This window comes from Sorangium sp. So ce836 (assembly GCF_028553905.1).
GTDB classification, from domain to species: Bacteria; Myxococcota_A; Polyangia; order Polyangiales; family Polyangiaceae; genus Sorangium; species Sorangium cellulosum_D.
In genome coordinates, this window is record NZ_CP102233.1 from 13,127,854 (window position 1) to 13,145,524 (window position 17,671).

General features: G+C 67.3%; 21 protein-coding genes. 19 read left to right on the plus strand and 2 right to left on the minus strand.

Annotated features, from left to right (window positions below; genetic code table 11):
• Positions 1–11: 11 nt before the first annotated feature.
• Entirely contained in the window at positions 12–578 is a 567-nt protein-coding gene (gene brxE / locus NQZ70_RS48055; RefSeq protein WP_129580219.1) for a BREX-6 system BrxE protein, read from the minus strand.
• Between the two features lie 51 nt (positions 579–629).
• Between brxE and NQZ70_RS53640 the strand changes: the two genes are divergently transcribed.
• From NQZ70_RS53640 to NQZ70_RS48070, 4 genes are read left to right on the plus strand one after another with little or no spacing between them, the layout of a single operon-like run.
• The gene (locus tag NQZ70_RS53640; protein ID WP_129580220.1) at positions 630–851 is read left to right on the plus strand and encodes a helix-turn-helix domain-containing protein; all 222 of its coding nucleotides are present in this window, start codon (positions 630–632) and stop codon (positions 849–851) included.
• 25 nt (positions 852–876) lie between these two features.
• Positions 877–2,061 (plus strand): dsDNA nuclease domain-containing protein, encoded by a 1,185-nt coding sequence (locus tag NQZ70_RS48060; RefSeq protein ID WP_129580221.1) that lies wholly within the window; start codon positions 877–879, stop codon positions 2,059–2,061.
• On the plus strand, positions 2,058–2,606 hold the full coding sequence (locus tag NQZ70_RS48065) for a hypothetical protein (protein ID WP_129580222.1): 549 nt from the start codon (positions 2,058–2,060) through the stop codon (positions 2,604–2,606). The genes NQZ70_RS48060 and NQZ70_RS48065 overlap by 4 nt, the downstream gene beginning before the upstream one ends.
• On the plus strand, positions 2,603–4,951 hold the full coding sequence (locus tag NQZ70_RS48070; protein WP_129580223.1) for a hypothetical protein: 2,349 nt from the start codon (positions 2,603–2,605) through the stop codon (positions 4,949–4,951). Before NQZ70_RS48065 ends, NQZ70_RS48070 begins: the two co-directional genes overlap by 4 nt.
• Before the next feature lie 806 nt (positions 4,952–5,757).
• Here the strand turns inward: NQZ70_RS48070 and NQZ70_RS48075 are convergent.
• Positions 5,758–5,916: a hypothetical protein gene (locus NQZ70_RS48075; protein ID WP_165374529.1), complete on the minus strand. Its 159-nt coding sequence runs from the start codon at positions 5,914–5,916 to the stop codon at positions 5,758–5,760.
• Positions 5,917–6,273: 357 nt separating this feature from the next.
• On the opposite strand from NQZ70_RS48075, the gene NQZ70_RS48080 reads away from it, so the two are divergent.
• The 15 genes from NQZ70_RS48080 to NQZ70_RS48150 all read left to right on the plus strand — a co-directional run bounded on the left by NQZ70_RS48080 (position 6,274) and on the right by NQZ70_RS48150 (position 17,238).
• On the plus strand, positions 6,274–6,423 hold the full coding sequence (locus tag NQZ70_RS48080; protein WP_165374530.1) for a hypothetical protein: 150 nt from the start codon (positions 6,274–6,276) through the stop codon (positions 6,421–6,423).
• Complete coding sequence (locus NQZ70_RS48085) at positions 6,420–6,770, plus strand: hypothetical protein (RefSeq protein ID WP_129580224.1); 351 nt, start codon at positions 6,420–6,422, stop codon at positions 6,768–6,770. The genes NQZ70_RS48080 and NQZ70_RS48085 overlap by 4 nt, the downstream gene beginning before the upstream one ends.
• 28 nt (positions 6,771–6,798) lie before the next feature.
• Positions 6,799–7,398: a JAB domain-containing protein gene (locus NQZ70_RS48090; RefSeq protein ID WP_165374531.1), complete on the plus strand. Its 600-nt coding sequence runs from the start codon at positions 6,799–6,801 to the stop codon at positions 7,396–7,398.
• A gap of 156 nt (positions 7,399–7,554) precedes the next feature.
• On the plus strand, positions 7,555–7,842 hold the full coding sequence (locus tag NQZ70_RS48095; protein WP_129580226.1) for a hypothetical protein: 288 nt from the start codon (positions 7,555–7,557) through the stop codon (positions 7,840–7,842).
• Complete coding sequence (locus NQZ70_RS48100; RefSeq protein WP_129580227.1) at positions 7,826–8,563, plus strand: hypothetical protein; 738 nt, start codon at positions 7,826–7,828, stop codon at positions 8,561–8,563. Before NQZ70_RS48095 ends, NQZ70_RS48100 begins: the two co-directional genes overlap by 17 nt.
• A 124-nt stretch (positions 8,564–8,687) precedes the next feature.
• Positions 8,688–9,626 (plus strand): hypothetical protein, encoded by a 939-nt coding sequence (locus NQZ70_RS48105; protein ID WP_129580228.1) that lies wholly within the window; start codon positions 8,688–8,690, stop codon positions 9,624–9,626.
• 158 nt (positions 9,627–9,784) lie between these two features.
• Entirely contained in the window at positions 9,785–10,873 is a 1,089-nt protein-coding gene (locus NQZ70_RS48110; RefSeq protein ID WP_165374532.1) for an AAA family ATPase, read from the plus strand.
• Positions 10,874–10,882: 9 nt separating this feature from the next.
• Entirely contained in the window at positions 10,883–12,052 is a 1,170-nt protein-coding gene (locus NQZ70_RS48115) for a VWA domain-containing protein (protein ID WP_129580230.1), read from the plus strand.
• A 21-nt stretch (positions 12,053–12,073) separates the two neighbouring features.
• Positions 12,074–12,466, plus strand: a complete 393-nt coding sequence (locus NQZ70_RS48120) for a DUF6573 family protein (RefSeq protein ID WP_129580231.1) — start codon at positions 12,074–12,076, stop codon at positions 12,464–12,466.
• Positions 12,467–13,055: 589 nt separating this feature from the next.
• On the plus strand, positions 13,056–13,556 hold the full coding sequence (locus tag NQZ70_RS48125; RefSeq protein ID WP_129580232.1) for an RNA polymerase sigma factor: 501 nt from the start codon (positions 13,056–13,058) through the stop codon (positions 13,554–13,556).
• Positions 13,553–13,906, plus strand: a complete 354-nt coding sequence (locus tag NQZ70_RS48130; RefSeq protein WP_129580233.1) for a hypothetical protein — start codon at positions 13,553–13,555, stop codon at positions 13,904–13,906. Before NQZ70_RS48125 ends, NQZ70_RS48130 begins: the two co-directional genes overlap by 4 nt.
• Before the next feature lie 186 nt (positions 13,907–14,092).
• On the plus strand, positions 14,093–14,374 hold the full coding sequence (locus NQZ70_RS48135) for a hypothetical protein (protein ID WP_129580234.1): 282 nt from the start codon (positions 14,093–14,095) through the stop codon (positions 14,372–14,374).
• A 97-nt stretch (positions 14,375–14,471) separates the two neighbouring features.
• Entirely contained in the window at positions 14,472–15,503 is a 1,032-nt protein-coding gene (gene recA, locus NQZ70_RS48140; RefSeq protein WP_129580235.1) for a recombinase RecA, read from the plus strand.
• A gap of 212 nt (positions 15,504–15,715) precedes the next feature.
• Complete coding sequence (locus NQZ70_RS48145; RefSeq protein ID WP_129580236.1) at positions 15,716–16,837, plus strand: AAA family ATPase; 1,122 nt, start codon at positions 15,716–15,718, stop codon at positions 16,835–16,837.
• Positions 16,838–16,911: 74 nt separating this feature from the next.
• Positions 16,912–17,238, plus strand: a complete 327-nt coding sequence (locus NQZ70_RS48150; RefSeq protein WP_129580237.1) for a hypothetical protein — start codon at positions 16,912–16,914, stop codon at positions 17,236–17,238.
• The last annotated feature ends 433 nt before the right edge of the window (positions 17,239–17,671 follow it).

Here is a 17,671-nt window from a genome sequence, read left to right on the forward strand (position 1 = left end):
TCCACCCCCTGTCACCCCTCCAGCTTGAAGAACGGTAGCGGGTACTGCTCGGCGAGCGGGACAAGAGCCGCAGCGAGCCGCTTCACGAGCACGTCGGGAGCCTCGGGGCGCTGCCCCTTCAACTGGCGGCCGTTCGGCACCGTCGTGAACGGCACGTCGCCCTGGAGGGTCGCGACGAGCTTCTCCTTCGAGAAGTCGGCGGTGAGCGGTAGCGGAAGCGCCAGGGCCTCCGCGGGCTTCTTCCCCGAGCGCTTGTGCGACGCGAGACGATCGCCGAGCTGCTCGTCTACCTCGAAGCCCAGGAAGTAGAGCGACCGCATCTTGTCGGGGTCGGCCATCTTCCCGCGCGCCTTCGCGTCCGTACGCCGGGCCACCTCGCGGACGGCTTCGAGCGACGCCCAGGCGTGCGTCTGCGGGAGCAGGCGAGCGAAAAAGTCGCCTCCGCCCGCGTCGTCGATCAAGTCCGTGTCCCACCAGCCGAGCCGTCTTGGCGAGCAGCGACCCTCGCCGGCCCACGCGATCGTGAGCTGCATTACAAGGATTGCGTCGAGCGTTTCATCCGGGATCAGGGTAGACATGCGGCCGCCGAGAGTACGCCCGCTAGACGGACATGTTCAAGGTTGGGTAGTATGTCTCGCGTGCGAGGCCGCCGACAACTCGAACCCGCTGGTCCGATAACGATCGCCGAGGCTGCTAAGCTGCTCGGCGTGAGCCTGCCGACGATGCGCCGATGGGACGAGAGCGGGAAATTCCCCGCACGCCGTCACCGATCACCTCGTCCCGCATGTACCACGCGGGACGAGGTGATGGAGTTTCGGAAGAAGATCGTCGAGGAGGAGAGGGCGGCGTAGTGTGACCTCGGGGGGGACATTCAGAATGACGAACCCGCCGGGGACCCCCGCGCCCGTCGTTGCGACGACTTCCTACCGCGACCTGGCGCCCTTGGAAGAAGGTGGGCGCACGGCACGCGAGGGCTTTGCCTACCAAGATCATGTCACGGCGACGAAGTGCCTCGACATGCTCTTGCCTCATGGGCCGAGCGAGGTCTGGTGCGAAGCTGAGGACGACATCGTGCTCGTGTGGAGCGTCGGCGGCGCGGAGGAATTCGAGTTCGTTCAGGTGAAGGCGCACAACCTCGGGCAAGCGTGGACGGTTGCCAAGCTGTGCGCCCGCGAGCCGGCGAAGGACGGGAAGGCGAAGAAGGCCTCCATTGTCGAGAAGTCTCTCGCCCACGACCGGGGCAAGGAGGCGTGTCGCTTTCGCCTCGTCACTACCTGGGCTCCCGAGGCCGTTCTCAACGTGCTCAGCACACCTCTCATGGCCCGCTCCTCTCCTCAGGTCGTCCCTGACCTGGGCGCAGCAACGAAGGCGATCGAGGACCAGCTTGGTGGCACTCACAACTCGCCAAACGGTCACTCGATGGGGTTTTGGGTCGAGCGGACCACATGGGAACATCGAGCGACGGTGGACGACATCAAGAACGAGAACATCGTCAAGCTCAATCGCATCCTCGACATCGCTGGCGAGTCCCTCGCACCGGACCAATGCGACGAGCTGTATGCCCTTCTGTTCGCGAAGGTGCAGGACGCGGCGCTAGCCCACGCTGTAACGCACAAGCTCGACAAGCGACTCCTGCGCGACGCTCTTCGGCAATGGCTCCTTGGACGTGCGAAGCGGATCCAGCATCCGACACACTCGGGCGGGACTGGGCCACTCGTGACCAAGCTGACCGAAGCGGCTATCGATGCTTCGCTCATCGAGGGGGCGAAAGAAATGCGGCGCCACTACGTTGCGGAAGCCCGCGTTCCCAAATACCTGCCGGCCGACGACCGAGAGACGATCGAGCTGGAGGTTGTCGCAACACTGCACGCCCTCAAGGTCGCGCTCGACTCGGGCAAGTACACCGACGACAGTCGGGAGTTCCTCGAACGGTGCCAGGACGAACTGCGCAAGATGCGCGACACCCTAGCCGGCCATCGACCGTCCAACAGCCTTCTCTACGGCTGCATGTACGAGATCATGAACCGCTGCCTCCACCGTCTCGCGAGGGCAAGGCCGTGAAGCTCGCAGCCGAACTTGCACACTACCCAGCGGCACGTCCGCTGAATGCGGACCAGGTAGTCGAGTATCACGCTGCTCGCCTCTTGCTCCTGCTCCACGTGTGCGGGTCCAAGGGGCAGATTCACGGTCTCACGAAGCTGGCCAAGCTCGACTTCTTCGTACGCTATCCCGCGTTCTTCGAGCGTGCGGCAAAGGAACTCGACATGTCGCTCGTCGCCGGCACGCCTGTCAACGACTCGGCCATGGTACGGCACCACTATGGGCCGTGGGACCCGCGCTACTATCAGGTCCTCGCCTACCTGGAAGGACGCGAACTGATCACCGTCGAGAAGGAGAAGAGTGCATTCGTCTTCGCCTTGACGAACGCGGGCGTCGCTGCTGCCAAACAACTCGCCGCGGCCGCCGCGTACTCCGACATCGTTCTGCACATGAAGAACGTCAAAGCGGCCTTCGGCAGCAAGAGTGGGGACTGGCTCAAGAAGCTCGTCTACAGCGTCTTTGACGATGAGGTGGCGAAACTCTCTCGCGGGCAGGTCATCCGATGAGCGCACGCACGGTCCGAGTTGGGCTCGTCGAGCGGTTTTCCCACCACGAGTTGGTCGATCAGCTTGACCTTAGGCCTGGGGTGAACGTCGTCGTCGGGAGCAAGGACACCGGTAAGACTGGGTGGTTACGTACCATCTCGTTCCTCCTCGGAGATACGGATGGTCCGGAAGGCGCTCTTGGCGCAGGCATCGCCGGAAAGTTCGATTCGGCAAGGCTCCGCTTGCACATCGGGCCCGACGAAGAAGTCGTGTTGGAGCGACGGTGGAAGGAGGCCGGGGCCAAGCACAAGGTCTTCATCAACGGCGACGGGATCGCATCGGGCGGGTTCTCCGAATGGATGCAGAAGAAGCTCGGCGTCCCACTCGTTCGGTTCCCGAGAGGCAACCCGTACTCCGGTGCGACGTGGCCGGAGTTGAGCTGGAGAATGCTCTTCCGACACGTCTACCGCGAAGAGCGCTTCTGGGCCGACCTGGCGGACAAGCAGCCGGAGCGAGAACAACACGCGTGCCTGCTGCAATTCCTTGGTGCCGCGAAACGGCTCTACCCAGAGGAACTCGGCGAGGAGATCCGGCTGCGCCAAGACCTCCTGCGTCTGCGGGCACGACGAGATCAGTTCGAAGACGTTCTCCAGCAGGCGGCAAAGGGCTTACTGGCCGATCCCTCGCTCTCGAACGCAGTGACGCGAGACTCGATTGCAGCCGGGATTGAGCGGCTGCGCGCAGAGGTCGAGCGGCTTGGGCGCCAGCGGGAAGAGATCCTCGCCGACGCAATAACTCCGAAGGCCGGATCTTCCCCTCAGGGCTTGGACCTCGATCTTCAGCTTGCCGAGCAGCGGGTGTCCCTGATCGCCGAGCACGAGCGTGTGGCGGGAGCATTGGCTGCGATCGCGCGGCGTCTTGGCGAGCTGACGACGTACCGCACGAATGTTTCCGCGGAGCTGACCCGCATCAAGCGTGTTGCGGTCGCCGAAGAAGTCTTCCGGCCGCTCAGCGTTACGCGTTGTCCTCATTGCGATCAGAAGGTGTCACCCGCGGGGGTGGCTCCCGGCACGTGCTTCGTTTGCCATCAGCATCTGGCCTGGGAGCCGACAAGCGGGGGCCGCGGAGCAACGCGGCGCCTTGCTTTCGAGCATGAGCAGCTCGAAGGGGAAACCGAGGAATTGGACGACCTCGTGAAGCGCCTCCAGTCCGAGCAAAGTGAGCTGGCGCACGTCTTGCGGCGTCTTGATGCCTCACTCTCGGAAATCGACGTGCGCCTGCGCCCTGTGAGAGCGGCGCTCGCGGCGGCTCCGCCCGTGGGATTGGAGGCAACGGCCACACGTGTTGGACAGGTTGAAGAGCGCATTGCCCAACTCCTTCGTCTCCAGGAGACCCTCGACCAGCGCGACAAGCTCACGGAGCAGATCGACACGCTAGAAGCGAAGGCGCAGACGACGGGCGCACACGTCGAGGAGAAGAGCGCTGGGGTTGAATTCGAGAAGATGTCGCAGGAACTTACCGACGGCATCAACGAGTATCTGAACCTACTGAACGAAGGGGACGCCGGCCGGTGGATGCACGAGCCGTTGCGCTTTCGGATCAACGACAGGTCCTTCAAGCTTCTGGTCGGCGAGGCGTCGTGGTCTTCCGTCGGGGCAACGTCCGTGGGGATGGTCCTTCTCGCGTATCACTACGCTCTGCTGAAACTCTCCGGTCGCGAGGACCGCAACTACCCTGGCCTCGCACTTATCGACTTCCCCATGACTCTGGCCGACGGCACATCGATCGCCAATAAGGAGAACTACCTCGTCGAGCCGTTTGTCGCTCTTGCGAAGGCGAACGCAGCCACGCAGTCGATTATCTGCGGCCGTTCGTTCAAGGGCCTGAAGGGGGCGCACCGAATCCAGCTCAGCGAAGTCTGGACCCAGGGAGTAGTCCCCGCGTTGACGTTTGAGGCGCTTCCTCCCGCTGGACCGCGGGAGCTTGATCTCACGGTGGCTGCCCATTTCCACAGCCGACAGGAGCAGGTCATGATGGTCCTCGATCAAGCCGAGGTAGCGCGCTTGGCGAAGCTCCTGCCGGATCTCGGTGCTGCCATTGCGGCAGGTCGGAGCTGGCCCGGCAAGGACGTTACTGTCCGATGGAGCGGGGGGACGTACGTAACGAAGCTCGTCCACCACATCGACAACGGCAACGTGAAGTTCACTGTGCGAAAGCGAGAGGCCAAACGGCTCTGGGACTACCTCAACGAACTGCTCCGGGGGACCAACCCGGAGAGAGACTTCGCGGCTCGCTACTCCCTGGGAACTCAGGGGGTGCTTGATGAGTTCTTCGTCGATTTCCGGATGACTCCCCCGACGATCTAGCGGTGCCCGGCCTGCCCGTTCACATGGTTCCCGAACGGTTCGGGATCGACGGGAACCCCGCGAGCGGCTGGCGATGCTGCGTCTGCCCGGCACCTTCTCATGTACGGGGCGTGCCTGGTCGATGCACCGCGGTTTCATTTCCGCCCACCCCCGGACTCGCAACAGATCAAGCCTTCTGTTGCGAGTCGTCGAAGAACGGTAGCCAAGGTCCCGCGTACGACGGGGCCCGGGCGGCGGACGGTGGTAGCCGCGCCCTCTCCGAGAACACCACCTCGACGATCTCCTCGCCGGGGGGAAGTTGGCCAGCGCACGGAACATGCTGACCCCTCTTGGCTGCCTTCCCGAGGTCGGGTGGTGGCGGGGTGCCCCCGAGCTGCGGGAGGAGAGTCTAGGCGGGCGGTTCATGGCGAAATCTACCCGATCGGTCCAGGTCTCTAGCGTCGTCTGAAGGCCGCGAAGGGCGTGCTCAGCGTCGGGCTGCGAAGACTGTTTCCTCGACGCCTTCGCCGCTGCGGGAGCGAGCCGCCGCTTCAGGTCGCGCACCGATAGTCCCTCGGCAAGGACGGCCTCGATGTAGTCGTTGCGCTTCTTGGGGCTCGTGACCGTCGCGAGGAGCTGCAAGTGCGAGAAGCTGATCGGGAGCCCGGTCGCGCTCTCCCGCCGAAGGAGCTCACTGAGCTCCTTCGACGACCAGCAGGCAGCCACTTTCGCGTGCTGGTAGAGCAGCGTCTTGTCGTAGCCCAGCACGACGGCGAGCTGCTTTACGCCCCGCTTCCCGTACTTGTCGGCGTCGTCCTGGATGGCGTTCACCAGGGCGCCCAGCCGATGCCGAACCTCCGCGTCCTGGGTTCCGGCGGACGCGAGGCCCCGCGGATCTTGTTGCACTCCTTGCGGAGCGCCGTGGTCATCTTCTGGAGCGTGCGCTCCGCACGGCTCGGCTTCGGTTCGAGGTCTTCCTTTCGCATCGCTTGGCTCCTGGCCGGGAGCATACCCTCAGCCGCGGCACATCCGGGTCGAGTATCCGTGGCCGTCGTGCGCCGTCAGCCGCGGGACCGTCGGGCGCAAGTATTTGGAATTACAGGGGATAATACTGATGAAGGAGGTCTCGCTCGAGAGATTCACGTCCATGAAGAACCACAGGCTCCTCGTGAAAGTGCTGCGCATCACCGCAGCGGTCCTCGCGATGGCCGCGCAGGTGCTCCTCGCCTGCTTGGGCTAGTCGCCCACGCTGTCCCTGTCCACCGCGACCCTTCGTTCGGGTCGCCCTTTTTCATTCCGTCCAGCTCGAACAGCGCCCTCATCGGCGCTCAGGAGAGATCCCCATGTCCCAGGCCAACGAGAACGCCACGTCCGCTGTCTCCTCCTACGTCCTCCGCGTGTTCGCGAATGAGTCCGTGAAGAAGGGCGCCGCCGCCGCGGTCGCCGGCCTCCTGGTCGCGGCCGTGTCGGAGGCGATCTGGCCGTCACGGTGAGCGAGCTGATCGGCGAGGCCCTGCTGGAGCTGATCCGGCAGGGCGTTCCGCAGCGCGTGCCGACGGCCGCGGAGGTGTTCGACTGGCTCCGGGAGGCGGCAGCCCCGCCCCCGGGTGTCGAGCTCTTCAGCGCCGACGGCGCAGCGTTCACCGGCATCCTCATCGTCGACCGGAACCGGCCGATCTTCATGCTCGCCGCACGGCAGGGCCCGGTGCCGCGCATCCACATGGGCCCGTCCGCGCCGCCCAGCGCTCCGCGCTACGGTTCGCCCTACGGCCAGCGGTCCTTGTTCGACGAGGACGACGAGGCCTACTGGCGCGACGGCCATGCCGGCTGGCCGCGGTAAGCTTGGCCTCGGAGCTGAGCCCCCAGCCGTGCCGCTCGGGGGCGAACTCGCGGCACCGGAAGCCGAGCTGCTCCGCATCGTCCTGCGGAGCCAGCGAATCGCGGACCGCCTCGCCCGCGCTCCTGGCGGGTGGAGAGACCTGAGCGAGCACGAGCTGGAGCAGCTCCGGCTCACGAAGGTCCAGCGTCGCGCCGTCCTGGCGTTGCAGCAGCTCGTTCGCAGCGGCTACCCCTCGCTGCCGAAGCACAGGTTCTCGTGCTCGGCGGACATCTCCCGCATCTACGCCGACCGGCTGAGCGGGCTCGTATACGAGGTGATGCTCGGTCTCGCGCTCAACGGCCGGAACGAGTTCATGGCCGAGCTCGAGCTGGCGCGGGGCGGGAGGCACGGCGCCGCGCTCACCGTCGCCGATGCGCTGCGGCCGATCGTCCGTGCCGGCGCCAGCGCGTTCGTCCTCGTGCACAACCACCCGGGCGGAGATCCGATGCCCAGCCCGGAGGACATCGCGCTCACGACGGCGATGAAAAGGGCGGCTGACCTCGTGAGCATTCCTCTGGTCGACCACATCATCATTGGAGGTCGCGGCGGAGGATTCAGCTCCATGCTCGACCTCTGCATCATCCAGTAAGCAGGCTGCCGACAGAACATATCGACGGCATCGTCGTGCTGCATTGGCCCACAGCAGCGCAGACGCCCCTCTTGCAAATCCTGACCCGTAAGGCGCCCGCTGGCACGAGCTCTCGTGCTCCGGGCTCCTTTCCGTTTTCGCAGAAAGGAACATCTCATGCGCATCAACGGTCGTACGCTCCGCCCCTCGACCCTCGCCGAGCGCCGTCTGCTCCTGTCGCTCGGCACTGCCTCCCTGCGCGTGCCGCGCAGCATGAATCCGTTCGCCGTCGCCCGTCGGCTGCGCCGCGCCGCGCTGGGCAACAGCCCCGATCACGACTTCGCCCGCGACCTGGTCAAGGCGAAGAGGCGGACCGACCAGCTTCCGGTGCCCTCGCCGGACCTGGACCTTCCGGAGCCCACGAACCCCGACGAGGGCGTGATCGTCCATGGCCGGGCGGCGTAGCGGCCTGGCAGGTCTCGAGCGCGTTCTTCGCGCGCTCGAGCCCGGGTCGCACAACATCGGGGATTACATCGCCGAGCACGACGAGGAACTCTCGGTGCTGCTCGGCGTTGACACCGGCGAGCTCCGGGGGCTGGCCGGCAAGCTCGATGAAGAGGCGGCTCCACGGGTCCGCGCGCTCCTCCAGCAGCGAGCCGAAGCCCGCACGCTGCGTCATCAGGCTGCCCGTCGCGATGCCGTCTTGGCGGCAGCCCAGCGGCTTGCCATGACGGCAGTCTGGCGGGAAAGCGCGGCGCTGCTGGACATGAGCGCCCTCCTCGGCGACCTGCTCGCGGATGTGACGATCCAGCACATCAGCCTGGTGAGCCGTGTCTTCGCGGTACATCTGCCCCGCAAGAAGCTGGTCGAGGTCGCAGATGTACTTCCGAGGCAGTTCGCTGATCTGGTGAGCTGGGTGGACCGGACCGGACTCCACTTCCGCTGGCGTCAGGGGCGGGGCGGGCTGAGCCTCTACTCGCAGGTGGTGCCAGCCAGCGAGTCCGCCCACGTCCTCCACGTCAACATCCAGGCTCCTGCCTTCAGGAAGCACCGGCCAGCTCCAGCTTCCCCGGAACGCCGAAGCCACAACGCCCCTCGCCCAAACCCCGAGAGTGCAGCGCCCGCTGGCCCTCGCAGCACGGGATGGCTCGCCGACGCTCTCACCGAAGCTGCGTTCCCGGCCTAGCAGTCGCCGCGGTCCATCGACTTCCGGTGGACCGCTGCTTTGGGCAGCGTGCGGGTCGTTCCGCGCAGCGCCCGCTTCTTCTCCACCACCACACACTCACTCTCCACGACAAGGAGTCCACACCATGAACAGCGCACCGGCGACGCTCGAGCGCGCCCAGCGGCGCCTCGCTGCCGCGGGAGGTCGCCACATCGGCGATCTCATCTCCTGGAACACCGACCGCATCGACGTGACGCGCGAGGCCGCTCGCCGCGTCTTCGCGACCGAGGGGCTCGGCCACCTCATCCCGGACATGGATCCGGCCACCGCGCTCTCGCGCGCCGCGGCCGAGGTGAAGCGCCCGTCCGGCATCCTCGTCCGGCCCTTCGCTCGGCCCAAGGGCGACACGAGCGCCGCCGTGGGCATCTACGTGCAGAAGACCCGCGAGGGCGAGGCCGGCGACGAGTACGTCTGCGGTGCGCGCTGCCGGGTCGACCGGCACACGGGCACCATCGTGGGCCTGCCGCCCGACGGCGCGCCCCCGATTGCGGAGGCGCTCGCGCACGCCGAGGCCATGGCCGCCCACGGGAACCACCTCGTCACGCACGCCGAGACGCGGGACATCTCCTTCGCCATGGTCGCGACGGCCAAGGCGCTCTCCGGCGTTCCGCTGCGGGACCGCGGCGGGTTCTACCTGCTTCCGCCGTCCACGTGCGGTGCCTGGCTCCGGCTCCGGCCGGGCATCGAGCAGCTCGGCGTGAAACCGATCCGGATCGAGATGCACGACGCGCCCGACAACGTCGCCGTGGCCAGGGCGGCGGCGCAGGGCGCGCTGGAGGCGGACGTCGCGGAGCTCATCGCCGACCTCGACAAGGCGGCGTCCGAGGGCATGCGCCAGAACGCGCTGGCGCGGCGGGTCGAGCTCTGCAAGGAGCTCACGGCCAAGGCCGAGCTTTACCGCGGCGTCCTGGCCGGGGTGGCGGACCGGATCACCGCGCGTGTCAAAGAGCTCCAGCACAGCTTCCAGCTCCAGCTCGACGGCGGAGATGGCGTGTCGTTCACCATCCCCGTGGTCAACGACTGAGAAGGCCGGGCCTGTCGATGGGGAGACGCCTCGCCGTGGGTGACACCGCGGCGAGGCACCGGCGCAGCATACCCGCTGCGCAGACACATGAGGTGATGATGAAGTCCACGACCAACAATTCGGTGGATATGACGTCTGTGCGGCACAGGTTCCGGACCGTGCGTGACAGCTTGCTTTCCGCCTTCCGGGAGCGCGAGAACGCGGTCGAGTGCATCCTGCTCGCTGCCCTCTCGGGCAATCACGCGCTGCTCGTGGGCCCTCCGGGCACGGCGAAGAGCGCCCTGTTCTTCGGGTTCCTGTCGTGCTTTCCGGACGCGCGGAAGTTCCAGACGCTGGTGACCAAGTTCGGGACCGAGGACGAGTACTTCGGCCCGGTGAAGCTCAGCGCCCTGAAGAACGATCTCTGGGAGCGCAATCTCGACGGCCGGCTCGCCGGGGTCGAGTGCGCCTTCCTCGACGAGGTGTTCAAGGGGTCCGACTCGGTGCTCAACGCCTTCCTGTCGGCGATGAACGAGCGGCTCTACAAGGGTCGGCCGATCCCGCTGCGGATGCTGGTCGGCGCGTCGAATGAGCTGCCCGAGGAGGAGAACTTGGCGGCGGTGTACGACCGCTTTCTGCTGCGCGACTTGGTGGAGTACGTGCAGGCGGACGCGACCTGGATGCAGCTCGTCGCGACGCCGCCCGCCTACACGGCACCGGCCCAGATCAAGCTCGCCGAGTGGGACGCGGCTCGGACGGACGTCGGCCGGATAGTGCTGCCCGAGCGCATCGTGCAGGAGCTCCTCCGGATCCGGAACGAGCTCAAGGCCAACGGGATCGTCGTCTCCGACCGGCGCTGGATCGCGCTCACCCGGGTGCTCCGTGCCGCCGCCTGGCTCGACGACTGCGCCGAGGTCGAGCTGGATCACCTCGCCGTGCTCCGGTACGGCCTCTGGCAGAAGCCGGACGATCGCGCGCGGGTCGTCGCCGTGCTCGACACGGTGGACCGGAGCGCCATCGCCAAGGCGATCACCGTCGTGGACGAAGCCCTGCGCGCCTACGCCCACCGGCCCACGGAGGCGGCGGCCTACCTGGAGGCGCTCCCCAAGCTCGCTGCCGACGTCACCGATGCGGCCAAGCGAGTGCAGGAGCAGCTCAAGGAGGGCGTGTCCCGCCGGGCGCAGGCGCGCATCCAGCCGAAGCTCGACGAGCTGAAGAAGGTCCACGACGCGCTCAAGGCCGACCTGGCGAAGCGCTACGCCCTGTAGGAGGTCGCGATGGGGACCTTCCTCCAGGCTCGGCGCGCACACCGCGCCGTGGCGGTCGCAGCGGACCAGGATGCCGCTGCGGCCGGGGACCTCTGGAACGCGATCGTCGGGGCCCGGAGCGAGCCGCTCGCGGGTTCCTTCGCCGAGGCGGTGCAGGACACCGCACCGGTGGAGCACGCCGCGCTGCTCGCGTCCGACGACGTGGCGGCGGCGTACGCCTTCGAGCGGCTGTGGGCCTGCCTCCCTGCCCTGCCCCCGAGGGCCTCGCCGTTCGAGCTACGCGGCGTCGCCCGGGAGAGGTGGGCAGCCTTCGATGCGCAGGCCCGGCGAACTGAGCATCTTGCCGGCGGGTTTGGCTGGGACGTCAGCGCGGCGTGGACCCACGCGCGCGATGTCGAGCTCGCCCACGGGGACCTCCACCAGGTCGAGCGCATCGCTCGCCTCGCTGGCCGCATGTACGTGGCCCTGCGGGGTGCCCGGGCCAACCGGGTCCACGGCGTGCCTGCGGAGGTCTACTCGGTCGAGCAGGGCAACGACGTGTCCCGTCTGCTGCCGGCCGAGCAGGTGCTGCTCATGGAGCCCGTCCTGGAGACGGTGGTCCTGGAGCGGATCGCCTCCCGCCGGGCCGCGCAGTACGCCGTCCGTGGCGAGGCGAAGAAGTCGAAGGGACCGCTCGTGATCGCGCTCGACGAGTCCGGGAGCATGCATGCTGCCCGGAACGAGTGGGCGAAAGCCGCGACGGTCGCGCTCTGCCGGGTCGCGTTCGACGAGAAGCGGCCGGTCGCCGTGGTCCACTACTCGAGCTCTACCGTCGTGCAGGCCATCAAGCCCGGCGACACGGAGGCGGTCCTACGGATGGTGCGGCACTTCCTCGGCGGGGGGACGGCCATCGGCCTCGCGCTCGGCATGGCCGTGCAGCAGGTCCGGCAGCTCGCCCGGCGGGGCCATCAGGGCGCCGACATCATCCTCGTCACCGACGGCGTGGACGGGGACCAGGCGGCTCAGGAAGCGGCCATCCGCGACGGCCAGGCGCTCGGGGGGCGGCTCTGGACGGTGGCCATCGAGTGCGAGGTGCCCGAGACCTCACCGCTCCGAGCCAAGGCCGCGCACTACATGCGCCTCGGCGGCGCAGAGCTCACGAAAGGCGAGAGCGTCTCTCTCCTGGCCGGCGCCACGTAATCCCAACCGGAGGAAAACAAGATGCCGGACAACGACGAGCTCGAGTTCGAGGTCATCGAGGCGTACACGCGCGCCCAGGCCATCGCAGATGGCACCCTGGTGGACGTGACGTCAACGGCGCGGGAGATGGCTATCAGGCTTCCCGTCGCCGTGACGCACTCCGTCTGGGCCCGCTATGTGATGCTGACGCCGGCTGCGCAGCGGGCCGGCAACGACGAGCGCGGCCGATTGTGGGATGTCCTCTGGATGTTCCGCGCGGCGGCCCAGCGCGCACCCGAAGCAAACGAGATCATCTTCTCGCTGTACGTGGTCACCGACTCTGCCAAACCTTCGCTGGTGGAGCTCAAGGCGGTCTGCGGCCCCGGCGACAACGCCGAGCCCGTGATCACCATTATGCTGCCGGAAGAGGATTGAGGCGACCGCAGCTTCGGGCCGGTCTCGGAGCTGCATCTCTGCCTCTCCTGCAGCTCTCTCGTGCTGCACAGTCTCCCTGTGATGCAGCGATTCATCATCTCAGCTTGAAGTAGTGCAGCCCGCGGCGACGCCAATCGCCCGGGCTGCGTGGCCGAAACCTCAAGGACCGAGGTTGCGACATGCTGATTGTAGTCCGCCCGCTGTCCGCGGGCCAAGGGGGCCGTGCGCCTTCGCGACGGCGCCCTCGCTCCCGTCCGCCTTCCCTGAACGACACCGACGCGATCCGGCTCACCGCCGCGCTCCATAACCCGCTGCGGCTGTACGGCCACCGCTCCTCACCCGCCGGACGCATGGGCATCCGCGCGCGAAACTGCCGGCACACCGCTGCCGACCCGCACCGCGCGTCGCCAGCCATAGCCAAGGGCGCGGCCCAGGCGACCGGCACCACGGGATACAGCCGGTTGAGCGCGCCCGGAGCGGCTGACGGCTACCGGAACTCCGAGAGGGGCGGGTGAGCCGCGAGCGCAAGGGGCCGCGCCGCCCCTCCGCTGCGCCACATCCCCCGGCCCGACCGAGCATCGCCGCCGTCATGGCGGAGCGGGCCTTCATCGTGGCCACGCTCATCTCCTGCGGCGTCCCCGCACGTGACAGCGCCGACGTCGCGCAGGCTGTCGTCCTGGGCGCGTGGAAGGCCATCGAGGCGGGCCGGTATCGTCCCGACCCTGCCGCGAACGCTCGGCAGGTGCTCCGCCGGTGGCTCCGCGGGGTCGCGTGGCGGCAGGCGACCCACTACCTCGGCAGCGCGTACGTGCGTCACGAGGTCCTGCACCAGGAGCCGCTCGGCCTTCTGCACCATGTCGTGGGCCTGAATCTCGAGGCGCAACTCCAGGCGCGCGCCGAGATGGAGGCGCTCCTCGCGCTCTGGCAGATGCCGTTCTGGGCGCGCGAAGTGATCGCCCTGGCGGCTCTGGGCCACGGAGGCGCCGAGATCGCGAGCGTGCTGCACTTGCACCTCGGAACCGCCGCCAGCCGGCTCCGCCGGGCTCGCAAGCTGCTCGCTCGCATGCGCAGGCGAAAGGGGAGCCGATGAACCTCCGAGATCCCAAGCACCGCATGAGCGTCACGTTCCCCGGCAAGCCAGTCACACGGTGCGTATCTCCACACGACATCGAGACCTACCTGGAGTCGAAGGGCTACCAGTCGGCGCTCTCGGTAGAGCGCAACTGGCCCAGGGACATCCCCTACGCCTGGTTGCCGCCCAGGTGGCTGCACCCACAGACCCCGCCGATCCACATTCAGCCCCGTGTGGTCGTGGGCGTGCGCCTCTGCTCGCAGCCGCTGGACAAGGTCATCGAGGCCATCGCGCACAACGAGGGACGCACGCCCGGCGAGGTGCTGCGCGAGATCGCCGTGCACGCCCAGCTGGAGAAGGGCGAGTAGCTTTCTCCGCCCGCCATCTCGATACACAGGGCGCCCTCCTTCTGAGTCTCGGCTCCCATGCCGAGATCCAGAAGGATCGGAGAACCCCCAATTCTCAACCATCTGCCACGTCAGATTCAGCCTCGGTGCACAGCAGCCCTGTGCGCCGTTCTCATCTTGCTCAGGCCAACCTGGAGGCGATACATCATGACAGAGACTCGCCAGTACCCGGCGGACGACGACACGTGGGACGGCCGTACCCAACGACCGCCACCAAACGACGCCATCCGATTCGACGACGCCAGCTACATGCGCAAGTGGATCACCGCGCTTCGGGAGCAGGTGGACCAGGGTCTCAACGCGGCCGAAGACGCCACGCGCCCCGTCCAGGAGCGTGTTCTCTCCAGACACGAGGCGCGCCGCCGCATCGAGAAAGCCACCGAGACCATCTACAACCTGCTCGACGCTGCTGAGCGCGGCCTCCCCTGACGACCGCTCACGCGAAGGCGCCCGCCTGCGCAGGCCTTGCCTGCTACGCGGCGCTCTCCTGTCTCGGCAACCCCCTCTTCAGCAAAGGACCTTCCCCATGAACGCTCACGTCAGCAAGGCCCGCGCCGTCCAATCCGTGGTCGGCGCCATCGAGAAGCAATTCGGAAAGGGAGCCCTCATGGCCCTCGGAAGTGGTGACAGCATCCCCGAAGTCCGGGTCATCCGCACCGGCTCGCTCGCGCTCGACGCCGCCCTCGGCGTCGGCGGGTACCCGCGCGGCCGCGTCGTCGAGATCTACGGCCCGGAGTCATCCGGCAAGACCACCCTCACGCTGCACGCCATACGGGAGGCGCAGCGGACGGGTGGCGTCGCGGCGTTCATCGACGCCGAGCACGCCTTCGACGTCACGTACGCGCGGGCGATCGGCGTAGACATCGACCGCCTCCTCGTGTCCCAGCCGGATAGCGGCGAGCAGGCGCTCGAGATCGCGGAGATGCTGACCCGCTCCTCGGCCGTCGACATCATCGTCATCGACTCGGTCGCCGCGCTCACGCCGAGGGCCGAGATCGAGGGGGACATGGGCGACCAGCACCTCGGGCTGCAGGCGCGGCTGATGAGCCAGGCCCTACGCAAGCTCACCGGCATCGCGCACCGGACCGAGACCACGCTGATCTTCATCAACCAGCTCCGCCACAAGATCGGCGTCGTCTTCGGCAGCCCCGAGACGACCACGGGCGGCAATGCGCTGAAGTTCTACGCGAGCGTGCGCCTCGACGTGCGCCGGATCGGGACCGTGAAGGCGGGCGAGGACACGGTCGGAGCCCGGACACGGGCGAAGATCGTCAAGAACAAGCTGGCGCCGCCCTTCAAGGAGGCGGAGTTCGACATCCGCTGGGGCAAGGGGATCGACGCCGCCGGCGACCTCGTCGACCATGGCCTCTCGACCGGGGTGATCCAGAAGAACGGCGCGCACCTCGCCTTCCGCGGCGAGCACATCGGCCACGGGCGCGATCGAGCTCGTGAGGCGCTGCTCGCGAACGGGACGCTGGCCGCCGCTGTGCGCGCCGGCGTCGAGGCGGCCGGGCACGAGCCCCAGGCGCGCCAGCGGGTCGAAGCCGCGGGAGGCTGAGCCCTCGGCAGCAACGACCAAGAGCAGGTGGACAGCCCGCTGCGCTAGGCCGCGGGCTGTCTCCCCGCCCCCGAGGTCCCACCCGCGGTCATCGCCCGGCGCGAGGGGGCTCCTGCCGGGTGGACTGCACCTCGCTGGAGTTCCCCGCGACGGCCGCGGATCCCGTCGCGCGGCGCAGGCCGCGCTTTCCCATCAGCAACCGAGGAGAGATCATGCTCCAGAAAGTCCGAATCCGAGGCTTCAAGACGATCGTGGACGTCACGTTGGAACTCGGGCAGTTCAACGTGTTCATCGGGCCGAACGGCGCCGGGAAGACAAACCTGCTCGAAGGAATCGCGCTGCTCGGTGCGGCTGCGCAAGGCCAGGTGGAGCCGGACGCCTTGAACGCACGCGGGGTGCGAGTGACGCGGACGCAGCAACGCACGCTCCTCAGGACGTCAGAGCGCCGGCGGACGAAATTGATCATCGAGGCGTGGGCTGAGGGCGCGTTCTACGAAGCCAGGCTCCAGGAGCCCAAGACTTGGTCGTGGTCGTGGAACTTCGCCCGAGAGCGACTGATGGAGAAGGGTGAGGAACTTGCCGCCCGAGAGCGCAGCGTGGGGCGCTTGGCTTTGCATCGAAAGACCGGGGATGTGGTCGCGCTCAAGCCGGAGCATGATCGCGGGATCGCTCCGTTGGTGTGCGCGGCGCATGGCGGGGGACCGCTCAGCACACTGCTCCGTGCCTTGGATCTGTTCGCCATCTACAGCCCGCACGGATCCTCCCCTGAGTCGATGAAAGGTGTGCTACTCGAGTGCGCCCCCGAGCTGCAACGGGAGCGTATCGTCTGGCGACGGATCGTCGACGAGGTGCGCAGGCTCGCGGAGTGGGCCGAGGATGTGTCGGACGAGGGTGTCAGCTTCGCTGACCGTCATCTGCGCCGCGATGCGCGATGGATCTCTACCGGCGCCGCGGACGACGGCACGCGCCTCATCCTGTACACGCTCATGCTGCTACTGCTCCCCGAAGGCCCGTCCGTCTTGGCCCTCGAGAACGCTGACCACGCGCTGAGCCCGCGTCTGGCGCTCCGGGTTGCAGAACGGGTGCAGCACATCTTGCTGAACGAACCCGGACGGCCGCAGTTGCTCACGATCACGCAGAGGCCGGAGGTGCTCGACGCGCTCGAACTCGGGGATGACCGAGTGCGCCTCTTCATCGTGCATCGGAACAAGGGTGGCGCGACGGCGGTGGATCGGGTCGGGTACACCGACGCGCTCGCCAGGTGCACGGAGAGGGGGATGGCGCTCTCGCGGCTGTGGCTATCGGGCGCGCTCGGCGGGATGCCCAACCTGTGAGCGCAAGCCTCACATTAGGCACCAACGCAAGTTCGGAGCACGCGCGGGGATAAGAAGCGTGAAGGAGGACGACCATGAACATTCTGCATCGCGTCGCCCAGCTCGTGCTCGACATCAACAAGATCCAGGCCGAAGCCGTCTTCAAGGTGTACGGTCGATTCGGTCTCTACCGACGGCTGTACATCGTCTGTGGCTTCCCCGAGGGCACCGCAAAGGGGCTCGGGGAGCGGCTACTCGCGCTCGGCCACGAGGGCGTGGCGGAGCAGCACGAGATCCTGTGCCGGTTCACGCGGGGTGACATCGGTGGTGTGCAGCTCATCGAGGAGCTGGCGCAGTGGTTCTCGGGCTACATGGAAAATTGCCAAGCCGCCGCAATGACCGAGTTGCAGGCTGCTGCCTGAATCGGGGCGCAAGGCGCAGGAGGATGGACGGAGACTTCCGCCGTTCTCCTTTTAGCTCCACATTGCTCCTTAACTATGCCCACTCACTCCAGCGCTCAATTGCGCTCACGATACTGCACGAGGTGAAGCCCACCTCGCGGTGCTGCTCCACCGCTCTCGATGTTTTATTCAGGTATCACATCAGGAGAGAACCAGCAGATTCTCTCGTTTACCATTTTGTTTGCCTCCGGAACGGCATATTAGCCGATTCCTCTGCAAGTATAGAGAGATGTTGGCGCGTTCGCCGGGCGACGGATGTGATTGGCAAGCTGCAGACGGGCTGGCGCCGCGAACGGCGCGACAAGCCGCGGCCCGATGCATGGGCGAGACGGCCGCGCGGGGCCTCCTCCACCGCCGGCGCCGACCCGACCTGAACGACGCGGACGCCCTGCAC

Bases quoted from the DNA above. Each gene is read 5' to 3' on its own strand.
- brxE (WP_129580219.1), bottom strand. From the start codon at position 578: ATGTCTACCCTGATCCCGGATGAAACGCTCGACGCAATCCTTGTAATG.
- NQZ70_RS53640 (WP_129580220.1), top strand. From the start codon at position 630: ATGTCTCGCGTGCGAGGCCGCCGACAACTCGAACCCGCTGGTCCGATA.
- NQZ70_RS48060 (WP_129580221.1), top strand. From the start codon at position 877: ATGACGAACCCGCCGGGGACCCCCGCGCCCGTCGTTGCGACGACTTCC.
- NQZ70_RS48070 (WP_129580223.1), top strand. From the start codon at position 2,603: ATGAGCGCACGCACGGTCCGAGTTGGGCTCGTCGAGCGGTTTTCCCAC.
- NQZ70_RS48075 (WP_165374529.1), bottom strand. From the start codon at position 5,916: ATGCGAAAGGAAGACCTCGAACCGAAGCCGAGCCGTGCGGAGCGCACG.
- NQZ70_RS48080 (WP_165374530.1), top strand. From the start codon at position 6,274: ATGTCCCAGGCCAACGAGAACGCCACGTCCGCTGTCTCCTCCTACGTC.
- NQZ70_RS48095 (WP_129580226.1), top strand. From the start codon at position 7,555: ATGCGCATCAACGGTCGTACGCTCCGCCCCTCGACCCTCGCCGAGCGC.
- NQZ70_RS48100 (WP_129580227.1), top strand. From the start codon at position 7,826: ATGGCCGGGCGGCGTAGCGGCCTGGCAGGTCTCGAGCGCGTTCTTCGC.
- NQZ70_RS48105 (WP_129580228.1), top strand. From the start codon at position 8,688: ATGAACAGCGCACCGGCGACGCTCGAGCGCGCCCAGCGGCGCCTCGCT.
- NQZ70_RS48115 (WP_129580230.1), top strand. From the start codon at position 10,883: ATGGGGACCTTCCTCCAGGCTCGGCGCGCACACCGCGCCGTGGCGGTC.
- NQZ70_RS48120 (WP_129580231.1), top strand. From the start codon at position 12,074: ATGCCGGACAACGACGAGCTCGAGTTCGAGGTCATCGAGGCGTACACG.
- NQZ70_RS48125 (WP_129580232.1), top strand. From the start codon at position 13,056: ATGGCGGAGCGGGCCTTCATCGTGGCCACGCTCATCTCCTGCGGCGTC.
- NQZ70_RS48130 (WP_129580233.1), top strand. From the start codon at position 13,553: ATGAACCTCCGAGATCCCAAGCACCGCATGAGCGTCACGTTCCCCGGC.
- NQZ70_RS48135 (WP_129580234.1), top strand. From the start codon at position 14,093: ATGACAGAGACTCGCCAGTACCCGGCGGACGACGACACGTGGGACGGC.
- recA (WP_129580235.1), top strand. From the start codon at position 14,472: ATGAACGCTCACGTCAGCAAGGCCCGCGCCGTCCAATCCGTGGTCGGC.
- NQZ70_RS48145 (WP_129580236.1), top strand. From the start codon at position 15,716: ATGCTCCAGAAAGTCCGAATCCGAGGCTTCAAGACGATCGTGGACGTC.
- NQZ70_RS48150 (WP_129580237.1), top strand. From the start codon at position 16,912: ATGAACATTCTGCATCGCGTCGCCCAGCTCGTGCTCGACATCAACAAG.